The 24320-nt window shown below is 70.1% G+C and carries 22 protein-coding genes and 3 tRNA genes; 13 read left to right on the top strand and 12 right to left on the bottom strand.

What is annotated here, in order from left to right; genetic code table 11:
• Positions 1 to 20 precede the first annotated feature (20 nt).
• The 6 genes from NGH83_RS00855 (at position 21) to NGH83_RS00830 (ending at position 6687) form a co-directional block, all read left to right on the top strand.
• The gene (locus tag NGH83_RS00855) at positions 21 to 1436 is read left to right on the top strand and encodes a helix-turn-helix transcriptional regulator (RefSeq protein WP_251857197.1); all 1416 of its coding nucleotides are present in this window, start codon (positions 21 to 23) and stop codon (positions 1434 to 1436) included.
• Positions 1437 to 1536: 100 nt separating this feature from the next.
• Positions 1537 to 2883: a glycine-rich protein gene (locus NGH83_RS00850; protein WP_251857196.1), complete on the top strand. Its 1347-nt coding sequence runs from the start codon at positions 1537 to 1539 to the stop codon at positions 2881 to 2883.
• Positions 2884 to 3054: 171 nt separating this feature from the next.
• Positions 3055 to 3945 carry an ABC transporter ATP-binding protein gene (locus NGH83_RS00845; protein ID WP_251857195.1) on the top strand — a complete coding sequence of 297 codons (891 nt, stop codon included), beginning with the start codon at positions 3055 to 3057 and terminating at the stop codon, positions 3943 to 3945.
• Positions 3942 to 4814, top strand: a complete 873-nt coding sequence (locus NGH83_RS00840; protein WP_251857194.1) for an ABC transporter permease — start codon at positions 3942 to 3944, stop codon at positions 4812 to 4814. Before NGH83_RS00845 ends, NGH83_RS00840 begins: the two co-directional genes overlap by 4 nt.
• A complete protein-coding gene (locus tag NGH83_RS00835; protein ID WP_251857193.1) occupies positions 4811 to 6049 on the top strand; it encodes a sensor histidine kinase in 1239 nt (412 codons plus the stop codon). Before NGH83_RS00840 ends, NGH83_RS00835 begins: the two co-directional genes overlap by 4 nt.
• A complete protein-coding gene (locus NGH83_RS00830) occupies positions 6046 to 6687 on the top strand; it encodes a response regulator transcription factor (protein ID WP_305881791.1) in 642 nt (213 codons plus the stop codon). The genes NGH83_RS00835 and NGH83_RS00830 overlap by 4 nt, the downstream gene beginning before the upstream one ends.
• Positions 6688 to 6753: 66 nt before the next feature.
• Here NGH83_RS00830 and NGH83_RS00825 read toward each other — a convergent pair whose 3' ends face one another.
• The gene (locus tag NGH83_RS00825) at positions 6754 to 7416 is read right to left on the bottom strand and encodes a fasciclin domain-containing protein (RefSeq protein ID WP_251857192.1); all 663 of its coding nucleotides are present in this window, start codon (positions 7414 to 7416) and stop codon (positions 6754 to 6756) included.
• 202 nt (positions 7417 to 7618) lie between these two features.
• Here NGH83_RS00825 and NGH83_RS00820 point away from each other — a divergent pair, with 202 nt between their 5' ends.
• Positions 7619 to 9193 (top strand): molybdopterin-dependent oxidoreductase, encoded by a 1575-nt coding sequence (locus NGH83_RS00820; RefSeq protein ID WP_251857191.1) that lies wholly within the window; start codon positions 7619 to 7621, stop codon positions 9191 to 9193.
• A 9-nt stretch (positions 9194 to 9202) separates the two neighbouring features.
• Here NGH83_RS00820 and NGH83_RS00815 read toward each other — a convergent pair whose 3' ends face one another.
• From NGH83_RS00815 to NGH83_RS00805, 3 genes are read right to left on the bottom strand one after another with little or no spacing between them, the layout of a single operon-like run.
• Positions 9203 to 10354, bottom strand: coding sequence for a UDP-N-acetylmuramate dehydrogenase (locus tag NGH83_RS00815; protein WP_251858565.1), 1152 nt, complete (start codon positions 10352 to 10354; stop codon positions 9203 to 9205).
• Positions 10355 to 10392: 38 nt separating this feature from the next.
• Positions 10393 to 10815 carry a MaoC/PaaZ C-terminal domain-containing protein gene (locus tag NGH83_RS00810; protein ID WP_251857190.1) on the bottom strand — a complete coding sequence of 141 codons (423 nt, stop codon included), beginning with the start codon at positions 10813 to 10815 and terminating at the stop codon, positions 10393 to 10395.
• Positions 10812 to 11258 carry a MaoC family dehydratase N-terminal domain-containing protein gene (locus NGH83_RS00805; protein ID WP_251857189.1) on the bottom strand — a complete coding sequence of 149 codons (447 nt, stop codon included), beginning with the start codon at positions 11256 to 11258 and terminating at the stop codon, positions 10812 to 10814. The genes NGH83_RS00810 and NGH83_RS00805 overlap by 4 nt, the downstream gene beginning before the upstream one ends.
• Positions 11259 to 11383: 125 nt before the next feature.
• Here NGH83_RS00805 and NGH83_RS00800 point away from each other — a divergent pair, with 125 nt between their 5' ends.
• The 3 genes from NGH83_RS00800 to NGH83_RS00790 all read left to right on the top strand — a co-directional run bounded on the left by NGH83_RS00800 (position 11384) and on the right by NGH83_RS00790 (position 14720).
• Positions 11384 to 12376, top strand: coding sequence for an acetylxylan esterase (locus NGH83_RS00800; RefSeq protein WP_251857188.1), 993 nt, complete (start codon positions 11384 to 11386; stop codon positions 12374 to 12376).
• A gap of 10 nt (positions 12377 to 12386) precedes the next feature.
• On the top strand, positions 12387 to 14162 hold the full coding sequence (locus NGH83_RS00795) for a glycosyltransferase (protein WP_251857187.1): 1776 nt from the start codon (positions 12387 to 12389) through the stop codon (positions 14160 to 14162).
• Between the two features lie 75 nt (positions 14163 to 14237).
• Positions 14238 to 14720 carry a hypothetical protein gene (locus tag NGH83_RS00790; RefSeq protein WP_251857186.1) on the top strand — a complete coding sequence of 161 codons (483 nt, stop codon included), beginning with the start codon at positions 14238 to 14240 and terminating at the stop codon, positions 14718 to 14720.
• Here the strand turns inward: NGH83_RS00790 and NGH83_RS00785 are convergent.
• The 3 genes from NGH83_RS00785 to NGH83_RS00775 all read right to left on the bottom strand — a co-directional run bounded on the left by NGH83_RS00785 (position 14704) and on the right by NGH83_RS00775 (position 15964).
• Positions 14704 to 15612: an NAD(P)-dependent oxidoreductase gene (locus NGH83_RS00785; protein WP_251857185.1), complete on the bottom strand. Its 909-nt coding sequence runs from the start codon at positions 15610 to 15612 to the stop codon at positions 14704 to 14706. The genes NGH83_RS00790 and NGH83_RS00785 overlap by 17 nt on opposite strands.
• A gap of 174 nt (positions 15613 to 15786) precedes the next feature.
• Positions 15787 to 15860: transfer RNA gene (locus NGH83_RS00780), tRNA-Met, on the bottom strand.
• A gap of 32 nt (positions 15861 to 15892) precedes the next feature.
• Positions 15893 to 15964: transfer RNA gene (locus NGH83_RS00775), tRNA-Thr, on the bottom strand.
• A 187-nt stretch (positions 15965 to 16151) separates the two neighbouring features.
• On the opposite strand from NGH83_RS00775, the gene NGH83_RS00770 reads away from it, so the two are divergent.
• Positions 16152 to 17858, top strand: a complete 1707-nt coding sequence (locus NGH83_RS00770) for a glycoside hydrolase family 13 protein (RefSeq protein WP_251858564.1) — start codon at positions 16152 to 16154, stop codon at positions 17856 to 17858.
• A gap of 36 nt (positions 17859 to 17894) precedes the next feature.
• Here NGH83_RS00770 and NGH83_RS00765 read toward each other — a convergent pair whose 3' ends face one another.
• The 5 genes from NGH83_RS00765 to NGH83_RS00745 all read right to left on the bottom strand — a co-directional run bounded on the left by NGH83_RS00765 (position 17895) and on the right by NGH83_RS00745 (position 22113).
• Complete coding sequence (locus tag NGH83_RS00765; protein WP_251857184.1) at positions 17895 to 18755, bottom strand: M23 family metallopeptidase; 861 nt, start codon at positions 18753 to 18755, stop codon at positions 17895 to 17897.
• A gap of 63 nt (positions 18756 to 18818) precedes the next feature.
• Entirely contained in the window at positions 18819 to 19595 is a 777-nt protein-coding gene (locus tag NGH83_RS00760) for a M23 family metallopeptidase (protein WP_251857183.1), read from the bottom strand.
• Positions 19596 to 19913: 318 nt separating this feature from the next.
• Complete coding sequence (locus NGH83_RS00755) at positions 19914 to 20738, bottom strand: inositol monophosphatase family protein (RefSeq protein WP_251857182.1); 825 nt, start codon at positions 20736 to 20738, stop codon at positions 19914 to 19916.
• 253 nt (positions 20739 to 20991) lie between these two features.
• A complete protein-coding gene (locus NGH83_RS00750; RefSeq protein WP_251857181.1) occupies positions 20992 to 21903 on the bottom strand; it encodes an isoprenylcysteine carboxylmethyltransferase family protein in 912 nt (303 codons plus the stop codon).
• Between the two features lie 125 nt (positions 21904 to 22028).
• A tRNA-Tyr gene (locus tag NGH83_RS00745) sits at positions 22029 to 22113 on the bottom strand.
• Positions 22114 to 22226: 113 nt separating this feature from the next.
• Between NGH83_RS00745 and NGH83_RS00740 the strand changes: the two genes are divergently transcribed.
• Together NGH83_RS00740 and cls are read left to right on the top strand one after the other, a co-directional pair.
• Positions 22227 to 22715 carry a YajQ family cyclic di-GMP-binding protein gene (locus NGH83_RS00740; protein ID WP_251857180.1) on the top strand — a complete coding sequence of 163 codons (489 nt, stop codon included), beginning with the start codon at positions 22227 to 22229 and terminating at the stop codon, positions 22713 to 22715.
• Positions 22716 to 22810: 95 nt separating this feature from the next.
• Positions 22811 to 24274, top strand: a complete 1464-nt coding sequence (gene cls, locus NGH83_RS00735) for a cardiolipin synthase (RefSeq protein ID WP_251857179.1) — start codon at positions 22811 to 22813, stop codon at positions 24272 to 24274.
• Positions 24275 to 24320: the final 46 nt, after the last annotated feature.

Raw genomic sequence — 24320 nt, 5'->3', positions numbered from 1 at the left:
GCGGTGTCTACGATGACCCCATGCCCGCCTCCCGCGATTCGCTAGCGGCCGCCGTGGAGTCGGTGGTGGCATCCGTCGTCGCCGGTGGAATCGTCGCGCCGACGATCGATCTGGAGGCGGTCGCCCGATCCTCGGCGGAGAGGGAGATGACGCAGACCGCCGAGAGCCGGGCCGCGGTCGTCGTCGCCGCGTCGCGACTCGGACGCCACCCTCGCGCGCTCAACCTGAGCGATTCCGCCCTCGCCTGGGCGGACGAGCAGACCGCCTTGTCCGCCGGACAGCGCGCGCTGCTGCTCAGCGCGGCGGCGGAGGCCCATCTGGCGGCCGGACGGCTGCGCGTCGGACACTCGCTCGCCGGCCGCGCCGTGGCCTACGCCGACCGCGCATCCGACGACGCACTCGTCCTCGCGGCAGGGGGGCTGCTCGCACTCGCCAGGGCGCTCGACGGCCGCTACACCGACGCCGCCGAGTCGGTGCAGACGTGTCGGCGCATTCAGTCGGACCGAGGCTTCGAGACCGGACAATCCGCTTACCCCCTGCTGCTGGCGGAGATCCTGATCGCCTCGGCACGACTCGACCCCCGTCGGCTCCGCTCCATCGCCGAGGAAATCGACGCCGTCTCAGACGAGGACCCCTGGACGACGACTGCGATGGGCGCTCGAGCGATGGCAGCCCTCTGCGAGGCGGACGCACCCAGCGCCGTCCCTCTCCTCTTGAGCGTCATCGGCGATGTCAAAGCGGGCGAGACCCTCGCACTGGTCCGCGGCTTCTGTCTCGGGATCTACGCCGATCTCCTCCTCACCGCCGGGGAGGCTCGTCGAGCCCTCTCCCTGCTCGAGTCCGTCCCCAGTCCGTCCGAGCACGTCCTCTGCTACGACATGCAGCGAGCAGCGGCACACCTGCTGCTCGAGGACCCTCGCGCAGCGCTGATGGTCACGGATGACTGCATTCGGATGGGCCCGAAGCACTGTCTGCGCACGACCCCGCCCATTCTCCTGCGACGCGCGATCGCACACGCACGGCTCGGGGACCCGCGCCGGTCGGACGAGACGTTCGCGGTCGCGGCGCGCATGCTGGTCGAGTCCGAGTCTTTGACGCCCCTCCTGACACTCCCCGCCGACCAACTCGAGCCGTTACTGGCGGGCCTGGGGCGGTCGAGCGGCGAAGGACGGGTCGTCGAACTCGATCTGCGCCGACGTCTCAGCCGGATCCCCGCCGTCGACGCGACCCGCTCGCGGCTTCCGCGCCTCACCCCACGCGAAGAGATCCTGGTGCGCCGGCTGCGTGGAGGGGCAGCCCTCGCGGGGATCGCCGCAGACCTCCACGTATCGCTCAACACGGTGAAGACCCAGCTGCGAACCGTCTACCGAAAGCTCGGGGTGTCCTCTCGCGAGGACGCGGTGTCACGGCTCGAGAGAGCCGGTTACTTCGACTGACGGGTGAACTGCGGGGTGAAGAACGCCCGGACGGTGTCTGCGCCGCACCTCACCGAGCTCCTCGTGCTCCATTCTTCGATGGACAGACCAGGGGGTTCACATGTCTTCTCGCCGCACTGCCGGCCGCGCGGGTGCCGTCACCGCATTGATGCTCATGAGCGCGGGGGCTGCCGTGCTCGTGCCGACGAGCGCGAGCGCCGTTCCCACCGCATCGTGGACGCCGTCCAGCGGTGTCGCGACGTGGACCGTCCCCGCCGGGGTCTGCTCGGTCACCTGGTCGATCACCGGCGGCAGCGGCGGTGGCTTCGCGCCCGGAGCCGAGGCGCCCACCGGACTCTGGGGCGGACGCGGTGGCCTCGTCGAGGCGACTCTCGCGGTGACGGCAGGCGACGCCTTCACCATCCAGGTGGGTGACCGCGGCGGGCATCAGAACGTCGCCGGCGGCGGCATCGGCGGTCTGTCCGGCGGCCAGGCCTCGGGCGGAACGAGCCCGGGAGGGCAGTACGTGTCGGGCGGCGGCGGTGGCGGCGCCACCATCGTGCGTGCGGGCGGCGCGAGCGACGCTCCCGTCCTCGTCGCCGGGGGTGGCGGCGGCAACGGCTCGGAGCAGGGCGGCGACGCCGGGCCCTCCGGGGCGGCGGGCACGAACCTGTCCTCACCTCCCGCGGGAGGCGCCGGCGGAGGGACGACCAGCACGGGAGGTGCCGGAGGTGTCGCTTCCGGCGGCGCCGGCCCCTCCAACGGGCAGGCGGGCTCGTCGCTGCTCGGCGGGAATGCGGCCGAAGCCGGTGGTGGCGGCGGCGGCGGTTACTTCGGCGGCGGAGGCGGTTCGTCGAACAAGGGCCAGTGGTTCTACAGCTCGCAGGGTGCGGGTGGTGGCGGCGGCTCGAACTTCGCCGCGCCGACCGCGACGGCCGTCACCAACAGCCAGGCGACCACATACGGCGCCGGCGCCGCGGCGGTGACGACAACCGCCTGCCCCCTGCCGACTCCGACGATCGATTCCGCGATGTGGGGGACGGCGGGATCCGCGGAGCTGTTCTTCTCCTTCTCCGCCGACGACAGTGCGGTCACCGGCGTCGAGTACAGCAGCGATGGCGGCGTGACGTGGACGGCGGCGAGCGCATCGCGGATCAGCGGGCGGAACTGGAGCGCCGTCGTGACCTCGGTGAGCCAGAACTCCTCGACAACTCTCGTGCTCCGCGCTGTCGGCGCTTCCGGAACGACCCCCTCGAGCAACGCCGTGACGCTCACACCATCCCGCAGCGGTGACGATGCTGCCGCGCTGCCGGCGGCTGCCGCGCTCCCGGATACCGGCGCGGAACTCATCCTCGCGCCGGTCGGCACCGCGTTGGTGATCGCCGGCATCGGAACAGCCATGTTCGTCCGCCGCAGGGCGATCCGGGTGCCGGGTGACCGCCGCCGCAACGAGCGCCTCAGGGGCTGAGTCCCCCCTCGCGAGCGCGGTGTGTTGATACGAGCGCGCCTGTTCAAACACCCGCGCTGGGAGCAACACACCGCGCTCGCCGGGGTAGGGGTGAGGGTCCACCGGGTGGTGGATGTCCGCTTACGCCGACCGGTGCTGTTGTTCCGGGGCGGGCACGGCCAGCATTGAGTCATGACCTCCAACTCCGAGCCCGTCGTCCAGGTGGCGGGCCTCACGAAGAGCTACGGCGAGTTCGCCGCCCTCCAGGGCGTCGACTTCGAGATCCGGCGGGGTGAGACGTTCGCGCTGCTCGGTCCGAACGGTGCCGGCAAGTCGACGACCATCGAGATTCTCGAGGGGTTCCGCAACCGGTCCGGCGGCACCGTCTCCGTGCTCGGGACGGACCCGCAGCACGGCGGCCTCGACTGGAAAGCGCGCCTCGGCATCGTCCTGCAGAGCACCGGCGAGCCGGGCAACGTCACGGTCCGCGAGCAGCTCGCCCACTTCGCCGGGTTCTATCCGCACCCGAAGGACGTCGACGAGGTCATCGACGCGGTCGGACTCCGCGAGAAGGCGAAGACGCGCATCAAAGCCCTCTCCGGCGGGCAGCGGCGCCGGGTGGACGTCGCCCTCGGCATCATCGGCCGCCCCGAGGTGCTCTTCCTCGACGAGCCGACGACCGGGTTCGACCCCGAAGCGCGACGCGCATTCTGGGATCTGATCCGCGGCCTCCAGGCGGAGGGCACGAGCATCCTGCTCACCACCCACTACCTCGACGAGGCCGCCCAGCTGAGCGATCGCGCGGTCGTCATCGCGGGAGGACTCGTCGTCGCCGAAGGACGCATCGACGAGCTCGGTGGCGCGGACGCGCGAGTGCCGATCGTGCGCTGGCGCGACGACGGCGGGCTCCGGGAGGAACGGACCCAGTCTCCCGCCGCGTTCGTCGCCGACCTCACCGCCCGCACCGGCGGCGAGCCGAGGGACCTCGAAGTGGTGCGTCCCAGCCTCGAAGACATCTACCTCGAGCTCGTCGAAGCCGATGAGGCCGCGAGCGCCTCGACCAAGGAGCCTCAGCTGTCATGACCGCATCGACCCTGGGCGCTTCGCCGCTCGGCACCCCCGAACTCGACAACGGTCTCGTGCGGACCCTGCGCCTCGGTGGGGCACGCGCCGCGTACGAGGTGAAGACCTACTTCCGGCAGGGCGACTCGCTCTTCTTCACCTTCCTCTTCCCGACCGTCATCTTCATCATCTTCGCCATCGCGTTCGGCTCGTCGGGCAACGTGGGAACCGCCCCCGACGGCTCGGGTGGCGTGACCATGGCTGCGTACTACCTGCCCGGCATGGTGGCCGCCGGGGTGCTGCTGAGCGGGGTGCAGAACCTCGCGATCGACATCGCGACGGAGCGCTCGGACGGAACTCTGAAGCGTCTCGCAGGGACCCCGCTGCCGGTGCTGTCGTACTTCCTCGGCAAGCTCGGTCAGGTGCTCATCACCTCGCTGATGCAGCTCGCTCTGCTGCTGATCGTGGCGCGGGTGGCGTTCGGAGTCGAGCTGCCCTCCGACGGCGAGCATTGGTGGACTTTCATCTGGGTGTACCTGCTCGGCATCGCGACGGCGGCGGCGCTCGGGATCGGGCTGTCGCGGCTGCCGCGATCGGGCAAGAGCGCCTCGGCGGTGATCGTGCCGATCCTCCTCGTGCTGCAGTTCGTCTCGGGCGTGTACATCCAGTTCACGATGCTGCCCGACTGGTTGCAGAACGTCGCCGGCGTCTTCCCGCTGAAGTGGATCGCACAGGGGATGCGCGCCGCCTTCCTCCCCGAGTCCTTCGCCGTGGCCGAGGCCGGCGGCAGCTGGGATCTCGGCACCGCGGCGCTCGTGCTGGGCGTCTGGCTGGTGGCGGGTGTCATCGTGAGCGTGCTGACCTTCCGGTGGAATCGTAAGGACGCATGAGCGGTTCGGACGCCGACGCGACGGGAGATGCCGGCGCGAGGAAGTCGGGGTCGCCGTCGGAGAGCATTGCGGTGACCACCGGCGGCGGTCTCGCCTGGTGGCACGCGGCCTTCGTCGGGGTGCCGGTCATCACGGTGGTGACGAACCTCGTCGCCGGCGAATACCAGTCGCCGCTGCTGGTCGCCGCGATCATCGCGGTCATCCCGGTGGCGTGGTTCGCCTTCGGACGACGGTCGTTCCGGTCGCGTGGTGCCGCCCTCGTCTTCGGCGTCGTGCTCATCGCAGCCATGGCGGTCGCGATCGCATGGGGGCCGAACTCGGGTCTGCTGCAGTCGCTCGTCTACCCGTTCGTCTGGACCGCCGCCCGCACGCTGCGGGAGGCGATCGTCGCGAACATCGTCGTCGCCCTCGCGGCGGGCGCGGGCTTCTTCCTCTGGTTCGGTGCCGATGCGGACGCAGTGCCTCCGACGGTCACCATCATCGGCCTGTCGCTGCTATTCAGTCTGGCGTTCGGCTTCTGGATCACGCGGATCGCCGAGTGGGGCGAGCAGCGGGCGCGGCTGCTCGCCGAGCTGACGGCCGCGCAGGACCAGCTCGCGCGGGCGCACCGCGACGCAGGCGGGGTGGCCGAGCGGGAACGGATCGCCCGCGAGGTGCACGACACGATCGCGCAGAGCCTCACGGGGCTGGTGATGCTGGCTCAGCGCGCCTCCGCGACCGCGGCGACCGCGAATCCCGACCTGGCCTCCCTGCGCGGCCAGCTCGAGCTGATCGAGACGGTGGGGGTCGAGGCCCTCGGCGAGGCCCGCGCCGTGGTCGCCGACAGCGCCGCTGTCCCTCTCGACGGCGGTCTGGCCGACGCGATGGCGCGGCTCGGCGACCGTTTCGAGCGCGAGACGGGCCTGCGGGTGGAGGTCGCGGTCGACGCCGCGATGACGCGCGAACTGGAGGTGGTGCTGCTGCGCTGCGCTCAGGAGGCGCTCGCTAACGTGCGCAAGCATGCCGGAGCGACGGCAGTGCGACTGGTCGTGACCCGGCGCGACGGCGCCGTCCGGCTCGAGGTCACCGATGACGGGCGCGGTATCACCGAGGCGGAGTCGCTGCGGTCGCCGGGCTTCGGGCTGAGCGGCATGCGCGACCGGCTGGCACTCGTCGGTGGCACGATGACCGTCGGGCCTGCGCATCGATCAGGCACGGAACTCGTGGTGCGCGTGCCCGTGGAGGGAGAGCTGTGACCGATCCGATCATCCGCGCGCTCGTCGTCGACGACCATCCGATCGTCCGCACGGGGATCGTGGGTCTGCTCGCCGCCAGCGAGTTCGTCGAGGTCGTCGGCGAGGCCGCGGACGGTGAGGAGGCCGTCGCCCTTGCGGCATCACTTGAACCCGACGTGGTGCTCATGGACCTGCAGATGCCGCGGCTCGACGGCGCCGGCGCCACAGCCCGCATCCTCGCGGCGCGCCCCGAGACGAAGGTGCTCGTACTCACCACGTACGAGACCGACGCGCAGATCCTCGATGCCATCGGGGCGGGCGCGAGCGGCTACCTGCTGAAGGCCGGGCCGCCCGACGAGATCGTCGCCGGCATCCGCTCGGTCGCCCGCGGCGACACGGTGCTGGCCCCCTCAATCGCGGCGGCGCTCGTCGGCCGGGTGCGCGGACCCGTCGCGGCTCCCCGGCTCAGCGCCCGCGAGCGCGAGGTCCTCGCGCTCGTCGCCGACGGTCTGAGCAATCCGGACATCGCGCGGCGGCTCTTCATCGGGGAGGCCACCGTCAAGACGCACCTGCTGCACGTCTTCGAGAAGCTGGGAGTCTCCGACCGCACTCGCGCCGTCACGCTCGCGCTCGAGCTCGGCATCCTGCCCTCCCGCTGAGCGCGTGAGAACGCCCGGCCCTCTCGAGGAGGGCCGGGCGTTCCTGAATCCCGGCGAAGATGTGGGTCAGGCCGGGGGCATGAGCACCGAGTCGATGAGGTACACGGTGGCGTTGGCGGTCTTGACCCCACCACAGATGACGGTGGCGCCGGCGTCGCCGACCTTGATGTCGTCACCGCTGCCGGTGACGGTCACGTCGGCTCCGTTGACGGTGGTGTGGGTGCCGTCGATCTCATCCGGCGCGATCTGGCCAGGGATCACGTGGTAGGTGAGGATGCTGGTCAGCAGCGGAGCGTTCTCCGGCAGCTTCAGCGACTCGACCGTGGCAGCGTCGATCTTCGCGAACGCGTCGTCGACGGGGGCGAAGACGGTGAACTCGCTGCTGTTGAGGGTGTCGACCAGGTTCACGTCGGGGTTCAGTTGACCCGAGACGGCGGCGACGAGGGTGGTGAGCAGCGGGTTGTTGCTGGCGGCGGTGGCGACCGGGTCGAGCGACATGCCCTCGACCGATCCGGCACCATCCGGCACGGCCTCGGCGTAGGCGGCGCAGCCGGAGCCGACGAGGTCGGCCATCGGGTCCATCATCTCTTCGGTGGGGGCGGCGCTCGGCGAGGTGCTGGTCTCGTCGGACGAGTCCATCGATCCGCCGGAGGAACAGGCGGCGAGGCCGAAGGTCGCGATGGCGGCGAGGCCGAGGGCCGCGAACATGCGGGGCTTGATAGTGGGCATCGAAGTCTCCTTGCTGTGGTTCGGCCTGCTGTCCGGCCGGTCGTCGCAGCGATGCGGCGACAACAAGGGTTTCGGCGGTGGAGGGGCGATCGGATTGGCCCCGAAGGTGGGAACTCGCTGGGAAATCCGACCGCCGCCTCCGACAATCCGGAAGGAGCACCCGCGACGAACCCCTAGGAGACGAACCGATCCGGAGGACGCGATGAAGAGCAGACGCGGTGCACCGCACACCCGTATCGCGGCGGCATTCGCCGGCGTGGTGAGCGCTGCGGCCCTCCTGGCCGTCGCCGAGCTGGTCGCCCTTCTCATCGCCCGTCAGGCGAGCCCGCTTCTCGCGGTCGGCGCCTTCGTCATCGACATCGTTCCCCGCCCCATCAAGGAACTCGCGATCGAGCTGTTCGGCACCGCGGACAAGCCGATCCTCCTCATCTCCGTCGGCCTCGCCGCGGTGATCGGGGCCGCTATCGCCGGTCTCCTGCAGCTCGTCCGTCCGCCATTCGGCGCCGCGCTGCTCGGTCTCGCCGGCGCGGCGGCGGTGGCGGCGACCGCGACTCGCGCCGGGGTGGTGCCGGCGCTGGCCGCCATCCCGTCGGCGGTCGGCACTGCGGCGGGCGTGGTGGTGCTCGTGCTCCTCGTGGGACGCATCGCCCGATGGAGGACAGCGGTCTCGGACGGCACGGACGGCACGGACGGCACGGACGAGGCAGGACTCGCGCGCCGCAGCTTCCTGCGCATCTCGCTCGCCACCGGGGCGGGCGCCCTGATCGTCGGCGTCGGCGCCCGATTGGTGAACGCCGCGGTCACCTCGGGCACCGCGGTGCGCGAGGCGCTGCGCCTTCCCGCTCCCCGTTCGCGCGTCGAGCTCCCCGCCGGTGCCGAGTTCGACATCGAGGGCCTCTCGCCGCTCGTCACCCCCAACGCGGACTTCTACCGGGTCGACACCGCGCTCACGGTGCCCTCGGTCGACCCGGCGACCTGGGCCCTCACGGTGACGGGCATGGTCGACGAGGAGATCACCCTCACCTTCGACGAGCTGGTGGCGATGGGGCTTGATGAGTACGGGGTCACCCTCACCTGCGTCTCCAACGAGGTCGGCGGCGGCCTCGTCGGCAACGCGATCTGGACCGGTGTGCCGGTGCGCGATGTCCTCGCGTTGGCGTCGCCGCAGAACGGCGCCGACATGGTGCTCTCGCGCAGTGTCGATGGCTACACCGCGAGCACGCCCCTGAGCGCGCTGACCGACGACGGGCTCGACGCGATCCTCGCGGTCGCGATGAATGGAGAGCCCCTGCCTCTCGAACACGGTTTCCCCGTGCGGATGGTCGTGCCCGGCCTCTACGGCTACGTGTCGGCCACGAAGTGGTTGAGCGAGCTCAAGGTCACCACCTTCGACGCGGACGAGGCCTACTGGACGCCGCGCGGCTACGACGCCGAAGCGCCCATCAAGCTGTCCTCCCGCATCGACACGCCTCGCGTCGACAAGGCCGTTCCCGCCGGTCTCGTGAAGATCGCCGGGATGGCTTGGGCGCAGCCGGTCGGTGTAGCCCGGGTCGAGGTGCAGATCGACGACGGCGACTGGCAGCCCGCGACCGTCTCGAACCCGATCAACGACGCCAGCTGGGTGCAGTGGTTCCTCGACTGGGAGGCCACGAGCGGCACCCACTACGTCGCGGTTCGCACCACCGACAAGGCGGGCACCGTGCAGACCGAGGAGCGCGCCCCGATCGCACCCAACGGGTCGTCGGGACTGCAGAGGACCCTGGTCCGCGTCAACTGAGCGACGGGGTCAGATGCTCGTTCCGACGATCACCGGCTCGGGCTGCAGCAGCACCCCGAACTCGACCTGGACCATGGCGCGCACGTAGCGGGCGAGCTCGAGGATCTCGGTCGTCGTCGCCCCACCGGTGTTGACCAGGGCGAGGGTGTGCTTCGTCGAGATCGCCGCGCGGGATCCGGTCAGCCGGAAGCCGCGGGTGATACCGGAGTGCTCGATGAGCCAGGCGGCGCTGAGCTTGACCCGGTACTCGTCCTTCTCCGCACGCTCGGATGCCCGCGACGGGGGAACGGTGCCGAGCGGGACCACGATGTCGGGCTCGTCGAGGCTCGTCGGCCAGCGCGGCGCCTCGTCGGGCAGGGTCCGCGCGAAGCGCTCGGAGACGATCGGATTGGTGAAGAACGATCCGGCGCTCACCGAGTCGGGGTCCGCCGGGTCGAGCACCATCCCCTTGCCGCGCCGCAGGTCGAGCACCGCCTCGCGCAGGACCGAGATCGGCACCCGGTCGCCGAGCTTGGCGCCGAGGGCATGGGCGAGCTGGGAGTACCCGAGAGGCTGGCTCAGCGCATCGCCGCCCGGGGCGGCGAGCTCGAACTCGACCGCCGTGACGACGCCTTCGCGCCCCTGTTTGAAGACGGAGGTACGGTATCCGAGCCCCAGCTCGGAAGCGCGGAGGCGCCGAGGGGCGTTCTCGAAACGGTCGAGGAAGTCGACGGCGACGAGCGAGGCGGCGAGCTCCTGACCGTAGGCGCCGATGTTCTGGATGGGAGACGCCCCCGTCGATCCCGGGATGCCGGACAGCGCCTCGAGACCCGACCAGCCGTTCGCCACCGTCTCGGCGACGAGCTCGTCCCACGGGTGGCCGGCCTGCACGCGGATCCGCACGCGCGGTGTCTCGGGCGAACGCTCCCGATCGGCCCGTGCGGTGTCCTGGTGCGCGACCAGGGGGATGCTCGAGGTCCGGGTGCTCTCGGGCAGCACCTCGATGCCGCGCGAGACCGTGCGGAGGACCGTGCCCTCGAATCCGTCATCGGCGGCGATCGTGTTCGATCCTCCGCCGAGCACCATCCACTCCTCATCGTCCGCCCAGAGACCGAGAGCGGCGTCGACGATCTCGGTCTCGGAGCCGGCGTCGATGACGTCGGCCGGCCCGCCGACCCGCATGGTCGTGAGGTCGGCCAACGGCAGCGTGGTCACGGAGGTCACTCCACGACCGTGACGGCCTGGGCCTTGCCGAGGACGGTGCTTCCGGCGTAGGTGACGGTGAGGTCGACTCGTGCGGCGCGGGCCTCGGCGTCGATCGCGCCGATCTTCGCCGTGATGCCGATGACGGCGCCGTCGGCGGGGTCGACCACGACGGGTCGTGTGAAGCGCACCTGGTAGTCGCGGACGAGGTGTGCTCCACCGATCCAGTCGACGACGACCTGGACGGCGGCGCCCATGGTCAGCATTCCGTGCGCGAGCACGCCGGGCAGCCCGACCTCGGCGGCGACGTCGTCGCGGTAGTGGATGGGGTTGAAGTCCCCCGAGGCGCCGGCATAGCGGACGAGCGTGTCCCGCGTGACGGAGAGTTCGCGCTCGGCGATGACGTCACCGACGGTCAGGTCGGCGAGGGCGCGGCTCATTCGTCGCCCCTGACGACGAGGGAGGAGGTGGCGGTCACGACGTGGTCGCCACCGGCGTCGGTCAGTGCGGTCTCCGCGGTCACCATCGAGTTGCCTCCGAGTGTTTTGACGCTCGTGACCGTGAGGACGGCGGAGAGCTCGTCGCCCGCGACGATCGGCCGCGTGAAGGTGAAGCGCTGGTCGCCGTGCACCACGCGCGAGAAGTCGATGCCGGCGTCCTCGTCGGCGAGGAGCTGGGCGAGGGCCTGCTCCTGCACGACCACACCGAAGGTGGGCGGCGCGACGAGGTCCTCGAATCCGGCCGCGCGGGCGGCGTCGAGGTCGAAGGAGATCGGATCGGTCGCGAGCACGGCGCGCGCGAACTCGCGGATCTTCTCGCGTCCGACGAGGTAGGGCGGGGTCGGCGGATACGACCGCCCCTGGATCTCGGCATTCACTGGCACCGGGCCAGTCTACGAAGCGTTGCGGCGCGGCAGGCCGCGTGTGGACCGAGGAGCCCGCTGTGGCCATGATGAGCATCGGAAGAACACGACACCGACGCCCCGTCGGGCGGCAACGAGAGGATCGGATGTACGTCGACATGCCGGAGCCGCAGCTCCGCGAGTACCGCAGCAGTCAGACCGCCCCCGACGACTTCGACTCCTTCTGGGAGTCGACCCTCCAGGAGAGCAGGGCCGCGAGCGGCACGGTCTCGGTGGTCCCTGTCGACACCGGACTCGTCACCGTCGACGTCTTCGATGTGGCGTTCCCGGGGTACGCGGGGCAGCCGGTGCGGGGGTGGCTGCGGATGCCGCGCGAGCGATCGGGCCCGCTGCCTGCGGTGGTGCAGTACGTCGGCTACGGCGGCGGTCGCGGCCGGTCGATCGAGAACCTGCTGTGGGCGTCCGCAGGTTTCGCGCACCTCCTCATGGACACACGCGGGCAGGGGTCCTTCTGGTCGGCGGGCGACACCCCCGACGAGGCGGGCGCGGGGCCGCAGATCCCCGGATTCATGACGCGCGGCATCACCTCGAAGGAGACCTACTACTACCGGCGACTCATCACGGACGCAGTCCGCGCGGTGGACGCGGTCCGCACGCTGCCCGAGATCGACGCGACACGCGTGGCCGTGCACGGCGGCAGCCAGGGCGGGGGCCTGTCCCTCGCCGTCGGCGGCCTCGTCGACGACCTCGCCGCGGTGGTGCCGTACGTGCCGTTCCTCTGCGACTTCCCCCGCGCCATCACCATCCACGACAACGACCCGTACCGCGAGATCGTCCGGTATCTCGCCGTCCACCGCGAGCAGGTCGATCAGGTGCAGGGCACCCTGTCGTACTTCGACGGCGTGAACTTCGCCGCCCGCGCGAACGCTCCCGCGTGGTTCTCGGCGGCGCTGATGGACGAGACGTGCAAGCCGTCGACGGTGTTCGCCGCGTTCAACGCCTACGCGGGCCCGAAAGAGATCGACGTGTGGCCCTTCAACAACCACGAGGGCGGAGCGGTCGACAGCGATGCGCGCACCCTCGCGGTGCTGACCCGGCGCTTCGCCGAGATGGGCGCGGGTTCAGCTCGGCGGGCCTAACGTGAAAGGCGTGACCGCCGCCTCCGACCGCCCTGCCATCGCCTTCCCCGAAGGGCGTCAGTTCGCGGTCACCTGGGGCCTGACCACGCAATACGGCGGGATGACCGCCGCGATGCTCCGGCGATCCCGCGCGTTCGCGCAGCTGGCGGGACGACCGGTCGAGGTGCTCACCTTCGACGCCCGCGACGACTACGACGAGATCATCGCCACCCTCACCGCCGACGGTCGCCTCGGCGACGGAGTCGAGGTGCGCAACCTCTGGGACGACCTCGAGCGCCGCACCGGCTCTCTCCCGGAGCTCCGCGGCGGCAAGCGGAAGGCGCTCGACGCGTTCGACCCGCTGGCCGGCGGCGAGGGCCGCACCCGCCGCCGCTTCTCCGACACCGGCGAGCTGCTGCAGACCGACCGTTTCCGCCCCAATGGCACGGTGGCCGTGAGCGATCGGCGCGACGTCGCGCAGCGCGGAACCGTCGGCGGTCGCTCGATCGTGTTGTGCGATGCGGCCGGCGAACCGGTCGTGGGCTTCACCCGGGCGCGGCCGTTCTACCATGCCTGGCTCGACCTGCTCACGGGGGACGACGACGCGTTCTTCATCGTCGACAGCAAGACCTCCGCTCCCACGCTCGCCGGCTACGGCAACCCGAGGGCCACCCGCGTGCACCTCGTGCACAACTCCCACCTAGCGACGGATGCCCGCCCCTGGGGTGCGGTGAAGCCGTCCCGTCGCGAGGCCGTCGCGTCGGCCGCCGACTTCGAGTCGGTGGTACTCCTCTCCGACCGGCAGCGCGACGACGTGGACTCGCTCATCCGCCTCGGCGAGCGGCTCGACGTGGTGCCCAATGCGACGGCGCTGCCCTCCCGCACGCCCGCCCTCGACCGCGATCCGCGCGCCGGCGTCAGCATCGCCGGGCTCGAGGCACGCAAACGCGTCGATCACGCGCTGCTCGCAGTGGGGCGCGCCCGGTCCGCCGGCGCCGACGTGCGACTCGACGTCTACGGTGACGGACCCGAACGCTCCGCCCTCGACGCCCTCGTGGCGGAGCACGCCCTCGGCGACGCCGTCGTGCTGCACGGCTTCGAGCGCGGCGCCGTCGAGCACTTCGCCGACGCGTCGTTCTTCACCCTGACGAGCACCAGCGAGGGGTTCCCCCTCGTCCTCGCGGAGGGGATGTCGCGCGGGTCGATCCCGATCAGCTACGACATGCCGTACGGTCCCGCCGACATCATCGACGACGGCGTCAACGGCGTACTCATCCCCCTGGGCGACTTCGAGTCCCTCGCGGACGCACTCGCCCGCATCGCGAGCACTCCGGCCGCGGAACTGGAGCCGATGCGCGTGGCGGCGATGGAGACCGCGGCCCGATTCACCGACCAGGCCGTCACCCGTCGCTGGGCCGACGTCCTCACCCGGGCCGCAGCCCGCCGCCCACGGGGGCGCGCCGTCACCATCGCACCGCGGGGCGGCACCGCCTCTCGCGGACGCGACGGCCTCACCGTCTCCGCGGACTTCCGCCTGTCGGGCGTCGACACCGAGCCGGGTGCGCTCGACGCGGCGATCGCGGTGCACGGAACACCGCTGTCGGTCGAGCTGCGGCGCCCCGCGACGGTGCGCCGCACTCTGCGGCACGGGGTCTGGCGCGCAAAGGCCGTCTTCGAGCCCGCCGCCGTCGACTGGATCCCGTCGGGAACCGACTTCACGGTCGACCTCGAGCTGCGCGTCGGCGGTCGCCTGGTGCGGGAGCGCATCGCGGTCGGCTCCGAGGGCACCGGTTCGTTCGGTCGCTAGAACCCACAACGGGGGCCGGACCCGGCGCCGCCGCGGTTGGTACGCTCGCGTCTTCCAACCCCCTCTGGAGCCGTGATGTCCGCCGAGTCCGTCGCCCGAGCGCGCGTCGTCGTGAGCGCGGAGATGGCGGGACGCTGGATCATGGTCGGCACCAGTGAGGGGCTGTTCGACCGCCGGCCGAGCATCACGTCGGCCGCCATCGACTATGAGCCTGCGATCGGCGGCTACGCCCGATATCGAGTGGACTACGTCGCGGGCGGGCGCCGCCGTTCCTTCGCCGGCCGTGCTCGCGTTCATCCGTCGCATCGACGCCGGCGGCCTCTCTCACCGCAGATCTTCGCCTTCGTGGCGACCCGGATCGTGTGGGAGTTGCGGCAGACCCTCGACGGACGGATCACCGCGGTGCGCAATCCGGGGAGCCTGCTCACCGACCCGGGCAGCGTGATCCTGGTCCGCGACGGCGTCGACCCCGACGCCGCACGCGCCGAGATTGCCGCCTGCTACTTCGACCTGGGGCTCTCGAGCGACGCGTTCAACTCGCTCAGCTGGCGGTTGTGACCGCCTGCGAATCGGCAGCTGCCGATTCTCGAAGATGCCGCGCCGCGAGCATCTCGCCGCCGATCGGGCCGTAACGCGCGAGCGCGTCCGCGTGCACCGTGGTCACGGCGTCGATCGATGCGGACGGCGTCCCGGCGGCGGCAGCGAGTCGGACCACCTCGTCGAGCTCCTCGACCACGCGGTCGACGCCGAACGAGTCGATGTAGTCGCCCGAGATCAGACGCGGGAGATAGGCCTCGGTGAACTCGCTCCGAGCGGGGCTCGATTCGAGGATGTGCTGAAACGTCTCGGCCGAGAGCCCGTGGGCTTGCGCCAGCAGCAGCATCTCGGTGACCGCGACGACCTGACTGAACCATAGGCCGTTGACCGCCAGCTTCGCGACGTGCGCCTGAGCCACCCGGTCGCCCGCGCGGAGGAGGCGACTTTCGTCGCCGAGGTCGTGCAGGATCGGCGTCGCCACGTCGAGCGCGGCCGCCTCGCCCGCGAGATAGAAGCCGAGGCTCCCCCGCTCCGCATCGTCCGGGCCGCCGAGCATGGGAGCCGCGACGGCGGCGACCCCGCGATCCGCGGCGGCCCGTGCGATCCGCTCCGCGACCGACGGCGAATTGCTGGTGAGGTCGAGCCACAGGGAGCCCGGACGCATCGCGTCGAGCACTCCGCCGAGCATCGCCGCCTCGCATTCGCCGGGCCCGGGCAGGACCGTGAGGAGGACGTCGACCTCGGCCGCCTGCGTCACCGCATCCGTCGCCACCGGGAGCCCGGCGGCGCGAGCCGCCGCCGCCCGGGACGGATCGACATCGAAGACCACCACTTCGCGACCGGCATCCCGCAAGCGAGACGCCACCGGCAGCCCCATACGCCCCAACCCGAGGACGGCGACGGAAGATTTCATGGGCGCAAGCTAAGCAGTCGGCCACGGGCCGTGTGTGCCCACCGTGGGAGCGACTTCTCGATCCGTCCCCGTGGCTCGGCCATCACGCTGCTTCGCGTCGCGCTGGTACCGGCCGCGTGGGTTTACTCGCTACAGACGACGAAAGCCCCGCCGGAGCGGGGCCTTCGTCGTCTGTAGCGAGGGCGGGACTCGAACCCGCGACACCACGATTATGAGCCGTGTGCTCTAACCACCTGAGCTACCCCGCCGCGAGGCCAGCCCGGCGAACCGAGCGAACCAGAGCCCCGAGTCAGGATTGAACTGACGACCCCTTCCTTACCATGGAAGTGCTCTACCACTGAGCTATCGGGGCGTAGCCGATGCGGCGCGGCCGAGGCCGGCCGTTTTCGGCACCGGAAGATCGTAGCATCCCCTGGGACCACATCTTGTAAGCCCTCACACCGCACGCACCCGAAAGGCCCGATCCCGCTGGTTAGGGTGTCTGGGTGACGATCGACAACGCGCCCATCGAGCCCACCCGCACCGCCGAAGACGGCTCCCTGGACACCGACGTCGCCCTCTCCTCGACGGGGCTCGCCGACGAGTGGTGGCGCTCCGCCGTCATCTACCAGATCTACCCCCGGTCGTTCGCGGACTCCGACGGTGACGGCGTCGGCGACCTCCCCGGCATCACGGCACGCCTCGACTCCCTCGCCGACCTCGGCATCGACGCGATCTGGCTCTCGCCCTTCTACCGGTCGCCGCAGAACGACGCCGGCTACGACGTGGCCGACTACTGCGACATCGACCCCCTCTTCGGCACGCTCGACGACTTCGACGCACTCCTCCACAAGGCACACGAGCTCGAGCTCAAAGTCATCGTCGACCTCGTCCCCAACCACAGCTCCGACCAGCACGTGTGGTTCCAGGAAGCCCTCGCCGCCCCCGAGGGCAGCCCCGAGCGGGCGCGCTACATCTTCCGCGACGGTCGCGGGCCCGACGGCGACCTGCCCCCGAACAACTGGGAGTCGGTCTTCGGCGGTGACGCCTGGACCCGCACCACCCGGACCGACGGAACACCGGGTCAGTGGTACCTGCACCTGTTCGACAAGTCGCAGCCCGACTTCGACTGGAACAACCCGTGGGTGCACGAGCGCTTCATCGACGTACTTCGCTTCTGGCTCGACCGCGGCGTCGACGGGTTCCGGGTCGACGTCGCGCACGGCATGGTGAAAGCCGACGGGCTGCCCGACTGGAGGGCTGAGGAAGGCGCCGGATCGATGGGCGGCGCCGGCGGCGTCGCGCTCTCGCCCGAGATCGAGGACAGCACGCCCTCGAGCCCTCCCTACTGGGCCCAAGAAGGCGTGCACCAGATCTTCCGCGACTGGCGGCGCGTGCTCGACGAGTACGAGGGCGACCGGGTGCTCTGCGCGGAAGCCTGGGTCGACCCGCTCTCGAAGCTCGCGCTCTGGGTGCGGCCCGACGAGATGGATCAGGCCTTCAACTTCACCTACCTCGAGACCGAGTGGTCGGCTCCCGCACTGCGGAAGGTCATCACCGACTCGATCGACGCATTCGCCTCGGTCGGCGCCCCGAGCACCTGGGTGCTGTCGAACCACGACGTCGTCCGGCACGCCACCCGGCTCGCCCTCACCGCCCCGAATCCGCAGGGCGCGGGAGTCGGCCCGAACAGTGCCGGACAGCCGATCGTCGAACTCGGCCTCCGCCGGGCCCGCGCCGCGACCATGCTGATGCTGGGGCTGCCCGGAAGTGCGTACCTGTACCAGGGCGAGGAGCTCGGGCTGCCCGAGGCCGTGAACCTCCCCGACGAGGCGCGTCAGGACCCCACCTTCTTCCGCACGAACGGCGAGAAGTACGGCCGCGACGGCTGCCGCGTCCCCATCCCGTGGGAGGCGAGCGCCCCCGCGTATGGGTTCAACACGACCGGAGCGAGCTGGCTCCCCCAGCCCGCCGAATGGGCCGACTTCGCGCGCGACCGTCAGCGGGGCCGAGCGGGGTCGACGCTGGAGCTCTACCGCACCGCTTTGACCGAACGCGATGCCGCCGCGCTCGGCACCGGCCACCTCACCTGGCGCCACGAGTTCGGGCCCGATGTCGTCGCCTATGACAACGCGGGCGTCACGGTCGTCGCGAACCTGGGCACTGTCCCCGTCGAGCTTCCGGTCGAAGACGTGATCCTCGCGAGCGAGCCGCTCGACGGCGCGACGCTGCCTCCCGAGACGACGGTCTGGCTCCGCGCTAGCTGATCAAGCCGCCACCGCGAGAGGGCCGGGAGCTGCGGCTCAGCCGGCGTTCTCGGTGAGCCACGCCACTGGGTCGACGTTCTCGGTGCCGTCGAGTCGGATCTCGAAATGGAGGTGCGGGCCGAAGGCGAACCCGGTGTCGCCGACGATGCCGACCAGCTGGCCGACCCGCACGGGTTCGCCCACCGAGACGGCGACGGAACCGAACTCCATGTGGCAGTAGACGGAGGAGACGAGCCGGCCGTTGATCTGATGGTCGACGATCACGTGCACGCCGAGTCCGTCGTCGGACTCTTCGACGTAGCGCACGACGCCGTCGGCGATGATCTGGATCGGTGCCCCGCGTCCCGGGAGGAAGTCGACGCCGCGGTGCATCGTCACCCCGCAGGTGTCGCAGAGCACACGGGGCCCGAACTGATCGGATATCGGCACGCCCGCCGCGAACGGCCACTGGATGGTGCCCGACGGGTTGTTCGTGAAGGCCGCGGGTCGCCCCGCCGAGACGGCGGCCAACTGCTGGCGGAGGGAAGTGACGCTGTACCCGTCGCGCGCGATCGGGACGTCGGCTCCTCCGCTCACCTCCCCCAGCTGCTGCGGCTGGATGTCCGTCACGATCGACTCCGGGGCGATGGCCTGGGCGAGATCCGCCGGAGTGAGCAGCGAGTTGACGGGAATCGTCGTGACCACCGTCACAACGGCGACGAACGCCATCGTGAGCGTCGCGAGCACGGGACGACGACGGGTGCTCGGTCGGGGCACCGCGACACGTGACGCCCCCGCATCGGCGCGGAAGCGTGTGAGCCGCAGGTCGGCCGTCGGTCGGATGGAGACGGCCCGGCGGGCGCGCTCGGCGTCGCGCCTACCGCGTCGCGTTGCCGTGCCGGGGGGAGTCTGGTCCATGATCGCGTCTCGCCGGCCAGCATAGGCGCTGGTTCGACGCGGACGCAGCCGCCCTGCCGGGACTCAACCGGCGTTGGCTTTGAGCCAGGCGTACGGATCGATCTGTTCGCCACCGTCCGGCTGGAGTTCGAAGTGCAGATGCGGTCCGGTGACTTGCCCGGTGCTGCCGACCAATCCGACCCTGTCTCCGGCCGAGACCGTCTGCCCCTCGACGAGCGGCACGGAGCCGAACTGCATGTGAGCGTACAGGCTCGTGATCTTCTGCCCACCCACATTGTGCTCGATGAACACGTGGACGCCGAAACCTGAGTCGGACTCGATGACCGTCTTCACCACCCCGTCGGCGATGGCCTGGATCGGCGCACCGACTCCCGGGTTGAAGTCGAGACCGGAGTGGAACGGCTTCGCCCCGGCGGGCTGCTCGGGCCGGTAGCCGAAACCGGATGAGATCGGCACGCCGACGGCGAACGGCCACTGGATGGCGCCGTTCGGATCGTTGGTGAAGGTCCCCACACCGCCGTCCCACTTGTTCTGGAGGGCGTTCTCGGCCGGGTCGGACACGCTGTAGGCGTCACGGCTGATGACCTCGGCGGCGGCACCGGCGCCGGCGCTGGTGAGCGTCTGGGTCTCGCGGGGCTGCACCACGCCGAGCTGTCCGCTGGCGAGGTCTTCGGCGCTCAGCAGAGCGTTCGCGGGCACCGAGGTGACGACGGCGATCGCGGCGACGGCGATCATGGTGGTCGCGCTGATGAAGGAGCGGACGACCGCTTTGCGGCTGGTGGTGCTCGTCCGCTTCGGGGCACCCATCGCGATCCGACGCGCCTCGCGCGACGTCGTCACGACGTCCCCGTCGAATCCGGTGCGCCGCGCCTTGCGTGAGCCGACCGATGTCGACGCCGCCTGGTCTCGCAGAGCCCGACGGGTCAGCGGAACCTGAGAGGCAGGACCTCGGGTGTCGTTCTCAGAGCGGTGAGCATCGGCAGGCGGGGTGGCAGAAGGCAAAAGGCGAGGAGTTCCAGGTCGAGTTCCGCACCAACTCGTGGCGGTGTGCGGAACGGGTTTCGAGTCGTTCTTCACTGGTTTTTTGGATGCGATCGCATCAAACCAGGATTACCGTACGTGCACTTCCCACAACTGTCGAGAGCTGGGCGAGGATTCTCAGGATTCGGGGGCGCCGAACTCCGTGACGAACTCGAGCAGTTCGGCGGCGAGCGCCGGCGCTGCGGCGAGGGTCAGTTCCTTGCCCGCGGGACCGCCGCCGACCCCGACGACGCTGGCCCCGGCCTCCTTCGCGATCAGTGCCCCGGCGGCCTGATCCCACGGGTTGAGTCCGCGCTCGTAGTAGGCGTCGAGCCGGCCGGCAGCGACGCTGCAGAGGTCGAGTGCCGCGGATCCCATGCGGCGCACGTCGCGGACCCGGCCGAGCAGCGCACTCACGGTGGCGATCTGATCACCGCGAGAATTCACGTCGTAGGCGAAGCCGGTGCCGACCAGCGCCCGGTCGAACGGGACGTCGTCGTTCACGCGGATGAGGTCGTCTCCGAGTCGCGCGCCGCCACCGGCCGTCGCCGTGAACACGTCGCCGGTGACAGGGTTCACCACCGCGCCCGCCAGCGCCCGCCAGGTCGCCGGGTCGGGGTCGCCTTCGACGACGGCGATGCTCACCGACCAGGCCGGAATGCCGTAGAGGAAGTTGACGGTGCCGTCGATCGGGTCGACGACCCAGGTGAGCCCGCTGGTTCCAGCGTCTCCGCCGGACTCTTCCCCGAGGAACCCGTCGTCGGGACGTGCGTCCGAGAGCAGTCCGCGGATCAGCGCCTCGGTCTCGCGGTCGGCATGCGTGACGATGTCGAGCGGCGTCGTCTTGGTCTGCGCGACCTCGACGCCTTCGCGTTTGCGCTGGAGGGCGAGCGCACCCGCGGCGAGCGCCGTGTCGCGGGCGATGAGGAGCAGGTCGTCGAGTCCGGAGGCCGCGAGCGTCATGCTCCCATCCAACACCCATCCCCTGAACGCCTCGCGGCTCGTACTGAGCGTGCGCGCTGTGGTCTCGATGCGCTTCTCCGTCGCTACTCGACGACCGAGTCAGGTCCCGCTCGTTGAGCCGAGCGATTAGGAGAAAACCGGTCGTCGAGTAAGCGAAGCGCACCGAGACGGCTCGAGTAGCGAGGAACGAGCGTATCGAGAGCACAGCGCCGGAGTTCTGAGCTGTAGTTGCGAGGCCCGACAACGCCCGACCTCAGCGCCCCAGCGGTGCTACCCCCGGGATCCGCGGCACCCAGCAGCGCACTGCGGTGCGATACCGGTCGTAGGCCTCGCCGAACCTACTCTCGAGGTCGGCTTCTTCGAGTGGGCGGACGATGTAGTTCCACACGAGCGAACCCGCGATCGCGTAGACGACGACCAACCAGGACGACAGCATCAGGCCGACGGCGGCGCCCTGCACGATGCCCGCCATCGCCATCGGATTGCGCACGAACCGGTAGGGCCCGGCGATCACCAGCCGGTTCGTCATCGCCGCCGGCAACGGGGTCCCGTCACCGTGGGTCGACATGGCCACGGCCGCCCACAGACCGAGCGCACTCGCGGCCGCGAACACCACGAGCCCACCCACCGCGACGATGGGTGGAGTCTGGATGAAGAAACCCCACCGTCGTTCGACGAACGCGATGATCGTGGGCATCACGACGAGGAAGAAGCCCCAGAACACGATGATCTGGGCGAGGGTCGCGCCGAGGTGGGACACCCAGCCGATGCGGGATCGGGCGGGCCGGAAGGCGAAGGGACCGGCGATGATCCACTCCGTCGGGATCCGGCCGAGCCGGACGAGGAGGAGCGCCAGCACCGATCCGCCGACGGCCGCCGCCATGGCGAGAACACCCCAGCCCGCTTCACCGGTCGCCGTCGCGTAGACGGCGAGCGCGAGGAGCACGAGCGACGTCCATGCTGTCGCGACTTCGGCGGCAGCACGCACCTCAAGCGCGGCGAGTGCCGAGCCGATCACGAACAACGGGATATCGGCGATCGCCACGAGCATCGGGTCGAGCGACCCGAGCGTTGCCGTGCGCACGACCGGGACCGTGAACACCGACACCCACCAGGCGGCTCCGGCGAACGCCTGAAGAGCGAAGTAGACCCGCCCCCAGCGCATGCGCGCAACGCTAGCAGCGGCGCCATCTCCGCCCCCGCCCGCCCGCCCCGCGCAGCGATACGAAGGGCTGCTCGCTCACACGACAACGCAGAAGAGCCGCCCCGGAGGACGGCTCTTCGACTGCGTGGTGGCGAGTGAGGGATTCGAACCCCCGAAGGCTACGCCGGCTGATTTACAGTCAGATCCCTTTGGCCGCTTGGGTAACTCGCCATTGCTGCTCCGGCCAGAGATCAGGTCTTCTGTCCGGAGGCGCTCGACAAGGATAGGGGTTCTCCCGGCAGGAGAGAAATCGCCCGGTGCGCCGCCCTGGCTAGCATGGAGGGATGGCAGATTCATCGTTCGACGTGGTCAGCAAGGTCGACCGCCAGGAGGCGGACAACGCCCTCAATCAGGCGCGCAAAGAGGTCGAGCAGCGCTACGACTTCAAGGGCACCGACGCCTCCATCGAATGGAGCGGCGACACCATCCTGATCAAGGCGAACAGCGAGGACCGCGCCCTCGCGGTGCTCGACGTGTTCCAGTCGAAGCTCATCAAGCGCGGCATCTCGCTGAAGAGCCTCGAGTCGGGTGACCCGCAGCCGAGCGGCAAGGAGTTCCGCCTCGCATCCACTCTCAAGGAGGGGATCACGCAGGAGAACGCGAAGAAGCTCGGCAAGATCATCCGCGACGAGGCACCGAAGAGCGTGAAGAGCCAGGTGCAGGGCGACGAGCTGCGGGTCTCCTCGAAGAGCCGCGACGACCTGCAGGCGACCATCGCGCTGCTCAAGGGCGCCGACATCGACATCGACCTGCAGTTCATCAACTTCCGCTGACCTGGGTGACCGCCTAACCGTTAGGCGGAGATTCCGAACGCGTCCCTCGGCCTGGGGCGATCGGCCCGACCCCTCGCGTCTATAGACTTCGGCGCATGGATTCGGCGGGAATGACGCTCGCCCTCGGTATTTTCCTGCTGGTCCTCGACTTCGCGATCAGGATCGGCGCGATCATCGTCATCCCGCGCAACCGCAAACCGGGATCGGCGACCGCCTGGCTGCTGCTCGTCTTCTTCCTGCCGTACGTCGGCCTCTTCCTCTTCCTCCTCATCGGCAGCCCGCATTTGCCCAAGCGGCGGCGCGAGAAGCAGCGCGAGATCAACACGTTCATCCTCGACACCACCGAGGGCATGGACCGGGTCGCGCACGACCCGGAGCGTCCGCAGTGGCTGCAGTCGGTGGTCGAGCTGAACCGCACCCTCGGCGCCATGCCGCTCGTCGGCGGCAACCAGACCCGGCTCTACGAGAACTACCACGAGTCGATCGCGGCGATGACCGACGCCGTGCGGGGCGCGAAGCGTTACGTGCACGCGCAGTTCTACATCCTCGCCCTCGACGACACCACACGCCCCTTCTTCGAAGCCCTCGCCGACGCGAAGAAACGAGGACTCGTCGTCCGGGTGCTGCTCGACCACATCGCGTCGCTGCGCTCCCCCGGTTACTTCACCACCATCCGCTACCTGCGCAAGGCGGGGATCGCGTGGCATCTGCTGCTGCCCGTGCAGCCGTGGAGATGGAAGTATCAGCGCCCCGACCTGCGCAACCACCGCAAGCTCCTCGTCGTCGACGGCAACGTCGCGTTCATGGGGTCGCAGAACATGGTCGACCGCAGCTACAACAAGCGCAGCAACAAGCGCCGCGGGTTGCAGTGGCAGGACATCATCGTGCGCCTCAAGGGGCCGATCGTCGCCGGCGTCAACGCCATCTTCATCACCGACTGGTACGGCGAGACCGGCGAGCTGCTCACCCGCGAGGCCGAGCCCATCACCGACGACGACGATCCGCGGTACGTCGACTGCCAGGTGGTGCCGAGCGGTCCCGGGTTCGAGGGCGAGAACAACCTGAGGCTGTTCAACTCGCTGCTCTACTCGGCGCAGGAGAAGATCATCATCACGTCGCCGTACTTCGTGCCCGACGAGTCGATGCTGATGGCCATCACCACCGCGGTGCAGCGGGGGCTGCACGTGGAGCTGTTCGTCTCCGAGATCGGCGACCAGGCCCTCGTCTACCACGCGCAGCGGTCGTACTACGAGGCGCTGCTCAACGCGGGTGTCATCATCTGGATGTATCGGGCGCCGTACATCCTGCACGCGAAGCACTTCACGATCGACGACGAGGTCGCGGTCATCGGGTCGAGCAACATGGACATCCGCTCGTTCAGCCTCAACCTCGAAGTGTCGCTGATGGTGCCCGACCGCCGCTTCGTCGCACAGATGCGCGAGGTCGAGGCGCACTACCGTCAGAACAGCCGGCAGCTCACCCTCGACGAGTGGCACAAGCAGCCACTGCGCTCGACCGTGCTCGACAACCTCGCCCGCCTCACCTCCGCGCTGCAGTAGGCGCCGACTGCATCCACGCGGTCGTCGATCAACGGGCGCGAGTGCG

This window comes from Herbiconiux sp. L3-i23 (genome assembly GCF_023734115.1).
In the GTDB taxonomy this organism is placed as follows: domain Bacteria; phylum Actinomycetota; class Actinomycetes; order Actinomycetales; family Microbacteriaceae; genus Naasia.
The sequence above is the reverse complement of the archived record's forward strand: the minus strand, read 5'-3'. Positions and strand labels throughout refer to the sequence as shown.